Source organism: Candidatus Poribacteria bacterium (assembly GCA_026706025.1).
Classification (GTDB): Bacteria; Poribacteria; WGA-4E; order WGA-4E; family WGA-3G; genus WGA-3G.
This window is the reverse complement of the sequence record JAPOZO010000100.1, coordinates 1-15,591: the sequence shown is the minus strand read 5'-3', so window position 1 is coordinate 15,591 and position 15,591 is coordinate 1. Positions and strand designations below refer to the sequence as shown.

At 47.8% G+C, this 15,591-nt stretch carries 14 protein-coding genes; 5 read left to right on the top strand and 9 right to left on the bottom strand.

What is annotated here, in order from left to right; genetic code table 11:
• Positions 1-11 precede the first annotated feature (11 nt).
• Complete coding sequence (locus tag OXH00_25460; GenBank protein ID MCY3744377.1) at positions 12-743, top strand: AAC(3) family N-acetyltransferase; 732 nt, start codon at positions 12-14, stop codon at positions 741-743.
• Positions 744-766: 23 nt separating this feature from the next.
• Here the strand turns inward: OXH00_25460 and OXH00_25455 are convergent, their stop codons facing one another.
• Together OXH00_25455 and OXH00_25450 are read right to left on the bottom strand one after the other, a co-directional pair.
• On the bottom strand, positions 767-1,738 hold the full coding sequence (locus OXH00_25455) for a hypothetical protein (protein MCY3744376.1): 972 nt from the start codon (positions 1,736-1,738) through the stop codon (positions 767-769).
• Positions 1,739-1,757: 19 nt separating this feature from the next.
• The gene (locus OXH00_25450; protein ID MCY3744375.1) at positions 1,758-2,525 is read right to left on the bottom strand and encodes an RDD family protein; all 768 of its coding nucleotides are present in this window, start codon (positions 2,523-2,525) and stop codon (positions 1,758-1,760) included.
• Positions 2,526-2,761: 236 nt separating this feature from the next.
• On the opposite strand from OXH00_25450, the gene OXH00_25445 reads away from it, so the two are divergent.
• Positions 2,762-3,763 carry a stage II sporulation protein M gene (locus OXH00_25445; protein MCY3744374.1) on the top strand — a complete coding sequence of 334 codons (1,002 nt, stop codon included), beginning with the start codon at positions 2,762-2,764 and terminating at the stop codon, positions 3,761-3,763.
• Here the strand turns inward: OXH00_25445 and OXH00_25440 are convergent.
• From OXH00_25440 to OXH00_25410, 7 genes are all read right to left on the bottom strand, one after another.
• Complete coding sequence (locus OXH00_25440) at positions 3,752-5,107, bottom strand: DUF58 domain-containing protein (protein ID MCY3744373.1); 1,356 nt, start codon at positions 5,105-5,107, stop codon at positions 3,752-3,754. The genes OXH00_25445 and OXH00_25440 overlap by 12 nt on opposite strands.
• An 8-nt stretch (positions 5,108-5,115) precedes the next feature.
• Positions 5,116-6,069, bottom strand: a complete 954-nt coding sequence (locus tag OXH00_25435; GenBank protein ID MCY3744372.1) for a MoxR family ATPase — start codon at positions 6,067-6,069, stop codon at positions 5,116-5,118.
• A gap of 106 nt (positions 6,070-6,175) precedes the next feature.
• Complete coding sequence (locus tag OXH00_25430) at positions 6,176-7,315, bottom strand: DUF4350 domain-containing protein (GenBank protein ID MCY3744371.1); 1,140 nt, start codon at positions 7,313-7,315, stop codon at positions 6,176-6,178.
• A gap of 31 nt (positions 7,316-7,346) precedes the next feature.
• On the bottom strand, positions 7,347-7,934 hold the full coding sequence (locus tag OXH00_25425; GenBank protein MCY3744370.1) for a DUF4129 domain-containing protein: 588 nt from the start codon (positions 7,932-7,934) through the stop codon (positions 7,347-7,349).
• A gap of 41 nt (positions 7,935-7,975) precedes the next feature.
• Positions 7,976-9,064 (bottom strand): hypothetical protein, encoded by a 1,089-nt coding sequence (locus OXH00_25420; GenBank protein ID MCY3744369.1) that lies wholly within the window; start codon positions 9,062-9,064, stop codon positions 7,976-7,978.
• A gap of 45 nt (positions 9,065-9,109) precedes the next feature.
• Positions 9,110-9,985 (bottom strand): hypothetical protein, encoded by an 876-nt coding sequence (locus tag OXH00_25415; GenBank protein MCY3744368.1) that lies wholly within the window; start codon positions 9,983-9,985, stop codon positions 9,110-9,112.
• 58 nt (positions 9,986-10,043) lie between these two features.
• Complete coding sequence (locus OXH00_25410; protein ID MCY3744367.1) at positions 10,044-10,961, bottom strand: hypothetical protein; 918 nt, start codon at positions 10,959-10,961, stop codon at positions 10,044-10,046.
• Positions 10,962-11,198: 237 nt separating this feature from the next.
• Between OXH00_25410 and OXH00_25405 the strand changes: the two genes are divergently transcribed.
• From OXH00_25405 to OXH00_25395, 3 genes are all read left to right on the top strand, one after another.
• Entirely contained in the window at positions 11,199-12,107 is a 909-nt protein-coding gene (locus OXH00_25405) for a lysophospholipid acyltransferase family protein (GenBank protein MCY3744366.1), read from the top strand.
• A 90-nt stretch (positions 12,108-12,197) separates the two neighbouring features.
• Entirely contained in the window at positions 12,198-13,742 is a 1,545-nt protein-coding gene (locus OXH00_25400) for a S41 family peptidase (GenBank protein MCY3744365.1), read from the top strand.
• 205 nt (positions 13,743-13,947) lie between these two features.
• A partial coding sequence (locus OXH00_25395; GenBank protein ID MCY3744364.1) for a hypothetical protein occupies positions 13,948-15,591 on the top strand: 1,644 nt, incomplete at its 3' end.

Genomic DNA, 15,591 nt, shown 5'->3' with positions numbered 1-15,591 from the left:
GGCTAATCATAATGAAAACACCTTACACACGCGAGAGACTCATTCAAGACTTCACCAATCTCGGCATTGAAAAAGGGGACACCCTCTTCATCCACTCATCTTTCAAAAGTCTGGGTCCCGTTGAGGAGGGGGCAGGCACAGTCATCGCTGCATTAGAAGAAACCGTCGGACAAGACGGGCTGATTCTGATGCCGACCTTCAGCCTCTTACCGAGTCGGGAAGAACGCGTCGCATCGTGGGATGTACCAACAACCCCCTCTACAGTCGGATGGCTGACAGAGTTTTTTCGGCAGATGTCCGGCACCTATCGCTCCGACCACTACTCCCACGCCGTTGCTGCACGCGGAAAAAACGCTGAAGCGTTTGTGGCAGATCACCACCGACGTGAAGGCTATCAATCGCCATGGGATCTCCACCCATGGGGAAAGACTTACGGCACGCACTCACCGATGTTCCGCGCTTACAAGGCGAACGCTAAACTTCTCATGATTGGTGTCGATTACAACACCTCGACCTATATCCATCTCGTTGAGGTTATCTATTGGAACAAACGTCTTGCGCAAGACACACAGGCAACGTTTATCGGGCTGAACCGTCCGAAACTCGGCGCGTTTTGGGACGCACTCGGCGAATTAAGACAAGGCAAGGTGGGAGATTCAGGCTGTCGGTTGTTCCACATCAAAACCTACGTGGACACACTCTTGGCAGAGGTAGAACATAACCCCGAACCGTATGTCAGGTGAGAGATTGGATGCCATTCCTGTTCTCAATCTGCTCTGACATTCCTATCTTCCCCTTGACGCGTCGCCATCATTTCTATATCAAACCCCTCTTTCCGAATACACTGATCGAAGTAGAGGAGTGTAGCACCAATCACCCAAATCGGCATTGTAAACGTGTCAATCCCTAAGTTGATAAGGTGCATTAGCGCGTAAGAGAGACGCAACCCGGACAGTGTTGTAGGAAGTTCCCACAGTGCCATCCACTGTATAGTTTCCCTAAAGTTTCCTATATCTTCAAGTCCTATAAGAATAAATAGAAACGCAAAAACAGTGCGGAGTATAAAACCGATAGCGAAAGAAAGTAGGAATATCGCCAGCACTGTGCCAATAATCCGCCATCGCGTGCCCTTGACTAACCCTCCGCAGCGTTTCAGCCCACTCCACACGGATACCACTTCCATATAGGTAGTTAAGATGTAGAAACACCAATAACCTACAAAGAGAATCGTGATACAAGCCGCTGTCAATAGGTAACTAAGACCGATAGCAGTAATCCAGAGACTGTCCTCTGCAAGAGGTGCCAGAAATACTCTTATTAAGAGGACAAAGATTGTTAGCAAGCAAATTAAAAGAAGTCCCCAAACTAATGCTAAAATAAGCGAACCGAAGAAACATTGCCAAAATTGTCGTACCGCTTGCCCAAGCACAATCCCTGTCTTAATAGGCTTTCCCAGATAGACTTCCGCAACAGCAAAAATCAAGGCACTTCCCACGAAAACAGAAACACCAAAGATTGTAAGAATAACTGGCACCCAGATGATTATCTTCGCGCCTCGTCCTAACGCATCGTCCAAGAAAAAGATTGAAACTCCTATGAGCATCACGATGAAATAACCGGAGGCTATTCCAAGCAATGAACGGAAATGTGCACGATAGAGGCTAAATACCGCATCCAGGAGTTCGCCAAATCCCATTGTTTGCAGTTTTCGGAGTCCATTATTCGTTGGCTCTGGCATGACTATTTCCTTAACTGTTTCAGGGCGTTTGCGGGGTCTTAAGCGCGTAGACCTCTTCTAAAAATTTCTCGTAATCCACCGAACCGCTGCCCCCCATCTTTTCGATGATAGGAGCGGCTATCGTCCGTGCCAACTCTGAGCGGCGAACTTTTGGGAGGGTTCCCCGACGCACAAGATACTCCCGCATCGTACCCAACTCGGTCTCTGTAACCAACTCAGGTCGGATCCAAGCCGCATAGTCAAATACTTGCGGTGAAATATTGAGAGCGGATGCCGCTGCCTTTGCGTTCACACCTGTAAGTTTCAGGTCCGTACGCGCCGTTTTAACGACGAGTGTCCCAGCAGCCAAGTCCCCCAATCGCTTCCAGTCGTCGGTGATGAGCATCACCATCAATCCGGCACCATAAAAGAAGGGAAGGAAATCAACCACTCGTACCAGATTACGGATCGCTGAATCCGCAAAACCGATCGGGTAGCCACCGTCTTTGATGACACGCAGTCCGAGCGCACGTTTTCCCGGTGATTGACCGTTCGTTGTAACTTCAAAAACCATGTAATAACCCCAGAAGAGGGCGAAGACGATGATACCGCCTAACGCACCGAGCCAGTTACCGAGCGTCTCACCGAGTTCCATTATGAAATTTCGGTTAACGTAAAATCCGATAAAGAGGATCAGCACCAGCAGTAAGGTATCAAGCAGTGCCGCATAAAAACGCGACCCGATGCCCGCCTTTTGAAAACTAATGTCAATCTGTTCTGGTGTTTCTATCGATAATTGTTCGTTCATTTTGGAAAGCAGCTCTCCTTTTCAAACTTCCAAATTCCCCCCTGATAAGGGGGGTGTTTTTGCTGGGGTGTTTCTTATAGGGCGGTTTCTGCTTACAGAGGATGTATAAGTAATTCTGTAATCTACCATAAAAAGGCTTGATTTTTGATATGAAATAGCGTTTAATGATGTAGAGAAAAATTCACATTCAGATTAACTGGCAACTGCTAACTGGCAACTATCAACTATTCCCCGTTATGACAATTACAGAATTCATTTCAAAGAAACAAGAAACCTGGAACGAACTCGAAACATTGCTTAACCGTCCACGAGATGCGAATGCAACGCAACTTAACCGGCTCGGCTATCTATATCGGCGTGTCACATCCGATTTAGCGGTAGCACGCCGCGATTTCCCCCAAGACCGATGTGTGCCATATCTCAACGAACTCGCATCACGCGCACACGCCACGGTTTACCAGACCTCTCCGTTCAAGCGAGGGAATCTCCGGCAGTTCCTTCGCTTCGGCTTCCCGACACTGTTTCGCGAAAACCTCAGTTTCATTGGCGCATCGTTCCTCATGTTCGCTGTTGCATTCGCGGCAGCGTACTGGATCGGCCTGACGAATCCCGACTTTGCGGAAAAACTTATCCCTGAACACTATGTATCCCATATCAAGAAGTTAGAAGATGACGCATGGAACGATACGTCAGCTGAATGGCGAAACCTATTCGCCTCTTTTGTGATGACAAATAACATCCGCGTCGCCTTTTTTGCCTTCGCGTGGGGCATCATATTTATGGTCGGCACCGCCTATATTTTAGTCTTCAACGGTATCCATATCGGTGCGATTGCAGGGTTATGCCATGCCAACGGCGTTTCATTAGCACTCTGGTCGTTTGTCTCGCCACACGGCTATATAGAACTAACAACAATCTTTATCGCAGGCGGTGCCGGATTGAAGTTAGGATATTCGCTTATCGCCCCGTCATTGTATACGCGCAAACGTGCTTTGACAGACGCTGCCAAAATCGCTGTTCGGCTACTGGGTGGATGCGTGGCCCTGCTCATCGTTGCAGGGACAATTGAAGGCTTCGTCTCACCCTCCGAGCTGTCAAATGCCGTCAAAATCGGGTTCGGTGCCCTGACAGGTATCTTGCTGTTTACCTACCTCTTCGCAATGAAAGCCCCTGACACTGACGCATCAACTAAACCACAAGCACAAAGTGTCGCTACAACTACGCACTCAAATCCTTGATTTTGCCTTAAGTTCCAAATACTTATTCACGACCGCCATTGTCAACTGATGTGCTGGCACATCAATCGTGATAACGCCTCGACGGCGCAATATCTCTAACGTCGCGTGTTTCTCCTGCAATAACCGTTCGGCAATCGTTTTCTGATAGACCGATTTAGAGTCTTGGATACGCTGCTCCGCCAATTCAACAATGCCAGAGTCGGTCAAGGTCACGCAGGCAACGAGGTGATGTTTGGAAAGTTGCGAGACATAAGCGGCGATCCCTTCGGCAGAATCACTGTCTAAGATGTCCGTAAAAAGGATAATGAGGGCACGCCTACGCTGTTTCGAAGCCAGATATTTGAACGCTTCCTCAAAGTCCGGCTCAACCGGATGCACCGGTAGCGCGTAGATGGTCTCTAACATCGTCAGAAACTGCTTTTTGCCCGGCTTCGGCGCGAGATATTGGTGAACGCTATCTGCAAAAGCGATCAACCCGACTTTATCACCCTTTAACATTGAGACGTAAGCCGTCATCAGAGTTGTATTGATGGCATAATCCAATTTAAGCATCGCCTTTTGTGCAGTCGATGCTTCAGCAGACAGAGCGGACGTTTCTAAAAGAATCGGCGATGCCATGAGTCTACCGGTATCCAACATAATCACAACATCTTGACTCCGCTCCGTCTCAAATTCGCGGACGATCGGTTTGCGTTGGCGCGCAGTCGCGTTCCAATCAATGCGGCGGAAATCGTCGTCCGGCGAATATTCACGCAGCCGTTCCATCTCTGTGCCTTCCCCAAATTGCCGAGAAGTCTTAAGCCCGATTTGGTGGAGCATACCGCGCTTTACTAAGAGTTCATACTGCCGCACCGCCTGCAGATTCGGATAAACCTTTATTTCCACCGCTGCAGGAATACGTCGGCGACGAACAATCAACCCCAACACACCCCAACACTGCAGATGAATATCTACGAACTCGTAAACCCCTCGCCGTAGCGGCGTGAGCCGATACGATACATCCGTAGAATGCGTCGGCGAAACACGACACTCATGGAGCACCGTTTCATACAAAAACTCGTCTGGAAAGTCGTCTTTGATACGCAGTCTTAACCGATGCCGAGACCGGTTGATAACCTTCAGCGTCACAACGTTCTCCACCCCTAACGAGAATTTGGAATTCATCTCACGACTGACCGCAACCTGCTCCAACAAAGGATTGGTAGCATAATCTATAACACTCACGACGAACAGCAGTACCAGATAGGCACCACCGACGAACAGCAGGTTCGGTGAAACGTTGTAAAGCACAATCGGGATCACTACCGGAAGCAGGAAGAGGAGGAGGCGGTTGCTAAAGTGCATCTTTGTACCTAACGCGGAATTTCTGCCTCCGCAAGCAGCCGATCAATCACATCGTCTGGCGTTAACCCCTCAATCTCGGCATCAGGTTTCAGCAGGATACGATGCCGATAAACATGTGGTGCCAGAAACTTAACATCATCAGGCAGGATATAGTCGCGTCCCTGCAGCGCAGCGTAGGTTTTACTCGCCAATAAGAGTGCAATTGAAGCCCGTGGACTCCCACCGAGAACTAATTCATTGGAATTACGCGATGCCGCCGCTAAACCGACAATATAATTGAAGATTGAATCCTCTACCGTCACTGTTTGAATTTCGCTTTGACACTCCTGAAGCGACGTGCTATCAACAACACTTTCGATCCCTACTGCTTCCAGACGCGTGGCGTTAAAACCGTGGTGATAGTTCATCAAAATTTGCGTCTCAACCTCGGCAACCGGATAATCGACGCGCAATTTGAACAGGAACCGGTCCAGTTGGGCTTCGGGGAGCGGGTAGGTGCCCTCATATTCAATAGGGTTTTGCGTCGCTAACACCATAAACGGCGGCGATAACACATGACGGACACCGTCAATGCTTACCTGCCGTTCCTCCATACATTCTAAGAGCGCAGATTGCGTCTTGGCAGGCGCACGGTTGATCTCGTCAGCGAGCAGGACATTCGTGAAAACAGGACCGCGTTTTAGGTTAAATTGGTTCGTCGTCAAATCATAGACACTCGTACCGACAATATCTGACGGCATCAGGTCCGGCGTAAACTGCACACGACTGAATTCGCCAGAAACTACCATCGCTAACGTCTTGGCGATAAGCGTTTTCGCGGTACCGGGGACACCTTCTAACAATACATGTCCACCTGAAAACAGACTAACGACGACAAGCTCAAAGAGTTCTGTCTGTCCGACAATAACTTTCTCTGCCTCTTGCTTCATCTTCTCAAAAACAGTTTGAACGAGATTACTCATATAGTAAAAAATGCCTTTCCACAACAGGAAGTTGCAAGTCCCCCTGATAAGGGGGATTCAGCGGGTTTCTTCCATCGGAAGAATGCCTACGATTGACGGCTTTAACTTAGAAACTTCGACCCACAGTCAATTTTGTCCTCCCGATCTTCGCAATTTCACGGTAAGCTTCAACGCGCTTCGCAATGTCGAGCAACCGCGCCTCTGATATATTCACAGACGGATCTAAATCCGCCATGAGGTTTGTGAGTTCGCCCTCTTCATCAATAGCACTCCGCAGTGCCAATTCCGCCAAAAAGGTCGCCGTATCCAAATTCGGATTGACACGCCAACGGGCACCAAGATCCGCCTTGAACCTGTCACGAATGTGTCTTAAAACTTCCCTGCGCGTATGGTTTCCCTTTTGATACAGAGCCGTCATTGCGTGCACGTATTCGGCACTCAAGCGTCTATTTATTTTTTCTGCATCCAAAGGTTTGCCGAACCGCCGACCCCGCAGCACCAAAAAAATGAAAAGCGTCAAGCAGATATAAACGGCACCCAAACCCCCAGGTGTCCCAAACACAAATGCAACAAACGGATTCGGAGGCTTTGTTTCAAGCGTGTAATATCTTCTTTCAGCGAGACCGATGCGTGCCTTGTCTGGGAGCGTTGACATCAAATTATAAAGGAACGCAGCGTTACCACCATGCCGCATCCCACTTCTGCTGAACAGATAATCAGACGCAATAAAGTAAACGCGTCCTTCCCCGTCGTGCAGCGTTACAATCGTCGCATCGTTTTCTCTACCGTAAAGCACAGCGACTTCACGTTCTATAGCCTCAATAGCAAAATCCGTACCCGTGCGAACTTCGTCAACCGGGTGTAGTGGAAACAGCGGTTCCTCTGGAATTCGTTGCGAGAATTCTAACCGCTTTTTTAAATCTCGTAGTTCTAAGCCGTAAGCCGAGAAAAGACCGTCCAAAACTTTATTGTTTCCTGCCACGATTAAGATGCCACCGGCGTTGACGAAATCTTGGATGTCCCGAACCTCCGTTTCTGTAGGTGCCTGGTCGAGAGCTTGCAGGAACAACACATCGTATCTGGACAGACGCGCCGGATACACCTCCGATATTTCCGTGACGCGGAACTTTAACTTCCCCAAGATCTGGTAAAGTACAGTACCATATCCCGGTCCATCACACGAACTCAGGAAACTAACAAACACTACCAAAATGAGACTGGAAATACATGTTCGGACGATTCGCATTTTCACCTTTGCCCGCAAAGTAGTGATAAATTTAGTGACTCGCGTAGACATTTTTTAGCAGATTTCGGTAACTCGCCACAGTTTCCGCATCACACGGTTTGTGTCCGTACCAGACCTCATCAAAAACGGTAATCGCAGGCCCAAGCGCAGTGTGCAGATCAATATCTGTTTGTGCTTGGTGGAGGTACTCACGATTCGTGAGACTCTTATCGTAAGGAAGCACACCGCGTTCTTGGAGGTGCAAAATCGCGGAGAGATACAAGAAACGGAGTGCGCTGCGAAAATCGTTTGCGGCTTCTGCTGAGTCAGCGCGGGCAAGTGCTGCTCTTTCCGTCTCTACCTGTTCCAACTCGGTTTCTGCAACTTCGTCGCGCGCCTCGCGAATCAAATTCATCCGGATCTGCCGAATAAAAAAGATAATCACCGCCCCCAGCGCGACGGCTGCAAGCGGAAACAGCACAAATCTGAGATCGGCATCCCACATACGCGGATTAAGAATTTTCTCCAAATCCTCCCGATATTTCTCGTATGAGACCTCCGTACCTGAACGGCGTGTCTCCAATTCTTCGCGAAACATCTGCTCCTCTGCCGCCAATACCGAAAGGACAAAAAGACTCATAAGAGACATTATCATACAAATACCGATGCTTATTTTCAAACTCATACCGCCTCTTTTATTCCATCTACGCCTTCAAAATAGAGATGGGTCGTTAGAATTGCCCATATCGGCACCAAAAAGGTGGCAATCAACCCCTTGACGATAAGAATTGCTACTGTAACTGGAACACTCAATAACTCGGGCAGGACAACCTCAATATCGCCGCCGATGAACAGCGTTAAAAATCTCAGTGGTGACAACGCATCGCGAACCTGGGCAAGATCAGGAATAAACACAGAAAATCCCAATAAGACGGCACCAAGTACAACAGAAGTCATAACCGACGCGATCCAACCCGTTAGAAGATAAACCCCGAAAAACCGCAACCTTGCCCCACTAACCAAAGCATGGCTGCGGCGAAAAATACCTACGATGGAGGTGTTCTCAAGGATGAGACACAGATTGTAGAGGCTCAACGTTACCAGAACATAGGCTTGGTAAACTATCATCAAAATAGACAGTAGTTCTATAGGTAATGCATGAACCTGTGACGGTATCAACCACGAAGCTAAAATATAGAGATAACTACCTACATCCACAATCAGGACGAATAGCAGAGAGGCACCAAAGACTGCCAGTGCCTTACGTCCAGTGGACCGCCATATATCACGAGCGGTGAGCGGAACTGATGCCTCTGAAGCCGAGCCACGCGATATCCGAGCAACAGCAAGTGATAACGGACAGAGCGTTAGCAGCAGGAGAATTAGAGGACTGTAGTCAAAACTTCGGAAATTAAGTCCCCATAGCCATGTAATCCCGCCACGCTCTGTTGAAGTGAAATACGGAATCGGCAGGATCCCCCAACTGACATCGGGTTCAGATGTTTCTGCTGAAGCGTTCGTTTTCGGCAGTGAAAGCGTCGGGTGAACGCCCCTGATTGTGTTAACATTACTGACAGTTGTATAGACATCTTCGCGAAATGTCCCATCAACATACTTTTCAAAGCGTGTGACACTGTGAAAAAACACCACAACTTCTAAAACGATTGCAATAATAGCAATCGGTAACATGATACGCCAGAACACCCCAAAATTGTCTCGATACTGTGTGAAAATTGTTCGCGCAAGATTCGCGCCTTGGTTGTCAACCATTCCAATGTCCCTTCCGGTGTGTGCGGAAAGTGTCCATCCAAGCTCTTAATCGGGCACCTGCATCTCAATATCAAAAGCCTCTTTCCGGATCCGGAGGTCGAAGTAAAGTAGCGCAAAACCGATGGTACTAATCGGCATCGCGAGTCCAGCGATGATCAATGAACCGATAGTATAAATCGTATAATACGCCCATCCAATATCAATAGGAGTCGGGGCAAATAGACGGCGAATCATCCCCAAAAAATCTGCATCCCCGCCTCCGATTCCGCCAGTTAACGCAGCAAAAAGAATGGCGTAAGATGTCTGAAGAATAAACGCTATCATGAAACCGATTATAGTAATCGCTATACTAATCCCAAACACTCGCCACCAAGTACCTTTGACCAACTCTGTGCTCCGTCGCAACGCGTGCCTCGGTGTAGTTTCCTCAAACAACACAGGAAGTGTATAGAGACCCCACCGAAACGCAAAATAGATTGCGAACGGTAAACCGATAATTGTAATAGATAAACATATTACAACCAAGTAATAGAGAATCGTACTACCGAGAAGCGGGAAAAAACGTCGCCATGCTTGTTGCAAGGCTGCTTGAGAAGTAATGTCCTTGCTTAAGTATACCTGGGCACTCGCATAAGCCAACCCCGCAACAACCAAAAGAGCCACTAAAATACTCACAACAGTCGTCAATACTGATATGATAATAGCAGTACTCGGTACCGCATCAATAGCAGTAGCCACAGAAATAAGGTTGACCGCAAACCCTACCACAAAATAAACGACAACAATACCAAAAAACAGTTGAAAATAGCTCCGATAGAGACTGAACATCCCATCCAAAATATCCACAAAAGACATCGGTTGCAAGGGCGCAGAAGTCATTTCACTATTATCTGTCTGTACTAAATCGTTACGTTCGTTCATAGTTCCTCCTGTTCAAAAAATAACTATTGTATCTGTTTATTCTATCACACTTCACGCTTTACATCAAATCCTGTGAATTACGGACCCGCATCTCAATATCAAATCCTTCTTTCCGAATACGCAAATCGAAATAGAGAAGTGTCACCCCGATGGCATAAATCGGGAGCGTAAAGGCATCCCATCCAAGATAGACAATATACATAATCAGCGAATCCAAAGATGTTGGGCGAATGTCTATGTATTTCAAACGCAACAGATCTCCAATCATCTCCATGAGGCTACCCTCTTGAACGATGCCCAATAAGGCTAAGACAACACCCAAAGAGCCCCCTAATATATAATATATGCCTATTTCAAGTAATAAAATTGCAAGCGTTATGCTGCAGACGCGCATCCAGGTCCCTCGGACTAATATCCTACTCCGTCCAAATGCTGCCCTAACTCTAAACCTCTCAAGCAATACAGCGTGCCCGTAGAAAACCCAACTTATATAAAATACACACAAAAAAGGCAGAGAGAGCAATGAGAGCGGTGCTATTATTAATATCTCAATTGAATCTAATGTTAAAATCATATAAGGCATCAAAAAAAGCAGCGATCCACCAAGATATATCAGAAATTGGGAACAGAACTGCTGTAATGCGGTTTGAAATGTGACCGGTCTGCCTAAATAGATTTCACTGCTTGCAATGACAGAAACACCAACACAGAACATATATACAAGATTGTCTAATAGACTATCCACATCAGAAATGAAGTCGTCAAGGTTCGGTGTGTTGGTGCCTTCTAATAACCAGACGACTACCGCCTCTTGCAACGCTATTAAGATGAAATAGATAGCGACTATCCCCAAAAAGAGCCGAAAATTATTTCGGTAAAGACTCAAAGCATTATCCAGAATACCACCGAGTTCCATCGGTTGTAACGTGGTCATCTGCCTATTGTCTGTCTTTAACGTATCAGTCGAATCTAACATCTGTCCACCACCCATCGCCCGTAATACCGATAAACTATACTTTAACGTTCCCCTATGAAGGTATTCTATAGGTTTCACGTCTTCGTGTCAAGTCAGGAACATTCAATCGGCCCCGAGGCCCGATAGGCGCGAACCGCACCATAAATGATCTTAACATAGAAACGAATGCTTTGCCTCAGACAAATAGGTGTGGTATACTCTATCTATTATTGGATTCACACACAAAGGAAAAACGGGATGCCTAATGCGCGCGGTAAATGGAAAGATAGATGGATATACAGGATAGTCTCCCTCTTCGGGTGGTGGTGCCGTCAACTTCCGAAAGAGTGGGCACTACAATTCGGACGTGGTATAGGAATCCTATTCTATCATGTTAGCAAAAAACGGCGCGAGATTGCCTTGCATAATCTACAGATTGCGTTTGGCAGTCAACTCACAACAGCGCAGGGCAGAGAAATCTGTAAGGCAAGTTTCATCAATGTCGGCAAAACCTGCATTGAATTCCTCCGATTTCCCAAACTCAACGCCGAAAACATTTGGAACGAAGTCACTGTAGAAGGCGGGGAAAATCTCCATGCTGCTTTAGAAGGCGGTAAAGGCGCGATCGTGTTTCTCGCACATTTCGGAAATTGGGAACTCCTTTCACTCGTATACGGTGCCTTGATCCCAGACCGAGCGAAAGCCATCGCTTTCCCTATAAAAAATGATCTGCTCAACACCTACATCTGGCAGCACCGCCAGCAGATGAGCCTGAAACTAATTCCGCGGAAACAAGCAGTCCGTGAAACGCTGCGCGCCCTTAAAAACAACGAGGCGGTCGGGTTCTTCGCCGATCAGAACGCCGGGCCCGAAGGCGTATTCGTCGAGTTTCTGGGGAAGACGGCTTCCGCGGCTCGCGGTCCTGCTGTGCTTGCCCTCAAGACCGGCGCACCGCTCCTCTTTTCACTCGACATACGCCACCCCGACGGTCAGCACCATGTCTATATTTCAACTCCCATCTACACCGAACCTTCCAACAATTTCGAGCAAGATGTCGAATTATACACGACACAAATGTTGAAACAGTTGGAGACCTACATCCATAAATATCCAGAACAGTGGCTGTGGCTTCACAATCGCTGGAAAACACAACCGCATTCCGACTGACCACTCGGAAAAAATCTATTGCCAGAATGTTGCATCCGTGTTAAAATAGTGACGAACATTAATCAAACCTAAAAATACAGAGGAACTCCCATGAGAAGATACACTTTGTCCTTCATCGTCTTAATCCTCGCCATCGGTATTCCGTTCCTGCTCATTAATCCCAATGAAAAAAATGCGATGAGTGGAGATGAACGTGTCACGAAAGCGATGCTCATTGAGACATTGGATCAAGTGATCCAAATTGCCGAGGCAAATAACTATAAACCGATAGAAGATACCAATCTGATGTATCGTGGTGCGATTAAAGGCGCACTGGCATCGCTCGGGGATCTATACACGTATTATGTCCCAAAGCGCGAGCATCAGCGCGCTATTGAAGATCTTTACAACGCAGAATTTGGAGGACTTGGTGTCCAGATTTACCCCGACCATCGAGGCTTCATCAAAATTTCTAAACCGATACCGAATACACCCGCCGCACGTTCCAATCTTCAAGCGGGAGATTACATTACCAAAGTTAATGGTCAGCGAATTCACATTAGCGAAAAAACCGGAATGACACTCGACGATGTGATCGATCTACTTAGAGGCAGGCTCGGTACCGATGTGACAATTACCATCCAACGTAAATTCATTGACCCTTTTGAAGTAACACTAACACGCGGCAAAATCCCGATCAACAGCGTCAAGTCAACCATGCTTGCCGGAGACATCGGTTATATCCGAATCACAGGTTTTATAGGTAGCAGACGGACAGAAGGCACGGAAGAAGAGTTTAATAACGCCCTCGAAGCACATAAAACCGCTGGTATGAAAGCACTTATCTTGGACTTGCGGGACAATCAGGGTGGCTTGCTGAACGCTGCCTATCACATCGCTGATGCCTTTATTGATGAAGGCGTTATCGTCTCGACGAAAGGGAGAAAAGGTGAATTTAATGAGGCGTATCAAGCAACATCTAATCTCCTCTGCCCACCAGATATCCCGCTCATTGTACTCGTCAATGAATATAGTGCAAGCGCTTCCGAAATCGTAGCAGGCGCAATTAAAGATACGCGCCGCGGTATCCTCGTTGGGCAAAAAACTTACGGCAAAGGAGTCGTCCAAAAACGCTACGAACTGTTAGACGAGGCTTCTATGTCGCTCACGATCTCCGCCTATTATACACCAAACGGCACCTCAATTAACAGAGTAGGTATCAGCCCACAAGTCTCTATTACCGATGAAGTTCCCGATGAGATTGAAGGGATCATGCTACGAAAAATTGATGCAAGTAATACTTTCAGGGATTTTGTCACAAAATGGATTGATGATAACTACACAGATCCCGGTGAAATCCCCAAAGATTTTTCACTCCTGGAAACTGAACTCCCGAAACTCCAGCAAATGCTTCAAGAAGAAGGGATTCACGTGAATCTAAAATGGTTGAGCCAGCGCGCTGAGCAACTCTTTAACTTCCATGTCGGTATTGAACAGGTCGTCGATTTGGCACACGACCAGCAATTGCAAGAGGCGATCCGTATCATTAATAACAATGAAGTTGAAAAGTATCTCAACCCACCAGAAGAGACAGAATCGCCTTCAACTACACATGCCAATACACCCGTAGAACCTGAAACGACCACTGAGGAATAGCTAATTTTATCAAAGCTACCCGTGTCCATAGCATACTTCATCAGGATTTACGCAATTCCCTGGTAGGCGCGGTTTCCTAACCGCACCTACCGCCTCGGAAGAGGTTTAATTCCCCGATTTTGCGTAAATTTGCTTAATAGAGGATGGCTTCGCTGAACCATCGCATTCACTTTCATTCGCATCAGCGAGTATTTGAATACAAAACATGAATTCCAGAACCGCGAACCCGCCCGATGTCATCACGAAAAAAGCACTCATCGTCGGATTAATCTTAGTCGTCGTTAACGCTTACTGGGTGGGCATCGCCAGCGAACTCTGGTATGCAGTCTACACACTGGTATCCCCGTTTTCCAATGCTGTTTTCACACTACTTGTGCTAATAGCATTCAACGTCCTGCTCCGTAAACTTTCACCCCGTATTGCATTCACACCTGCAGAATTGCTACTCATCTATATAATGGTGACAATGGTGTCCACGATCTCAGGGCATGCAATGATGGCGATTCTGATGGGAACACTCGCACATCCTTTCTGGTTCGCAAGCCCTGAAAACGAATGGGCACAACTCTTCCTCCATCACATTCCAGCATGGCTCACAGTCCACGAATTCGAGTTTCTATCGGGGTATTATGAAGGCGAATCCAGCATCTATTGGGCAGAACATCTCCGCATCTGGATAAGACCGGCACTCCTCTGGTCAGGCTTTATTTTTCTACTCTACGGTTCACTCCTCTGTTTAGGGCTGCTCCTCCGCAAGCAGTGGATGGAACGTGAAAAACTAAGTTTCCCGCTAACACAACTGCCACTACAAATGACAACCAATCGCAGTTTTTTCCGATCCCGCGCCCTGTGGTTCGGATTTGGAATCGCCGCCCTGCTTCGCGTGATGGCTGGACTGCACGACATTTTCCCTGTTATCCCCGCCCTACCACCGAATTACCGGCTCGATCAGCACTTTACAGAACGCCCTTGGAACGCAATCGGCTACGCCTCTATGTCCTTTAACCTTGCGGTTGTTGGGCTCACCTACTTTATGCCGCTTGACCTTGCCTTCTCAACATGGTTCTTCTTTTGGCTCACGCGCGCAGAACGCGTCATTGCGAGCGCAGTCGGTGTCACGAATATCAGCGTCCTGCATCTCAACGACCGGGCTTCGGGGGCTTGGGTCGGTATCGCTGTGTTGACACTCTGGATGAGCCGACGGCATTTCGTACGCTTCTTCCGACATATCATCGGGCGCGAACGCGGAGACGATAGCAGAGAACCCTTCTCCTACCGGACAGTGGCTGTTCTCACAGTAGTGAGCATCGGGCTTGTCTTCGGATTCTGCTACGCGGCAGGCATGTCGTTATGGGCAATTGGTGTGTTTTATGCACTGTTTATCGCCTTTGCGATTGCGATAGGACGCGTGCGCGCCGAACTTGGCCCCCCGTACCACGAGGTCATCGGTATCAATCCACGGCAGATGATGGTGAGCATGTTCGGGACCCGGCAATTGGGGGGTGCCAACCTCACCGTGATGACCTTCCTCTACGCTTTTAACCGCTGCAACCGCTCACACCCGATGCCGAACCAGATGGAATCTCTACGGATCGGCGAACGCTCAGGTATGCCCGGTAAAACCTTGCTCTTAGGCATGGCTCTTGCTATCGCTGTCGGTGCACTCGCAACATTCTGGACCTATTTACAAGTGGCATATCATTACGGCGTACTCGCACAATGCCAAGGCGTTGTCGGACGATTCGGCTGGGAGAGTTTCAACCCACTTCAAAGTTGGCTGCAGCACCCGAAAGAACCCGATATCAGCGCAGTCGCTTTTATGTCTGGCGGGTTCGCTTTCGTATTCCTT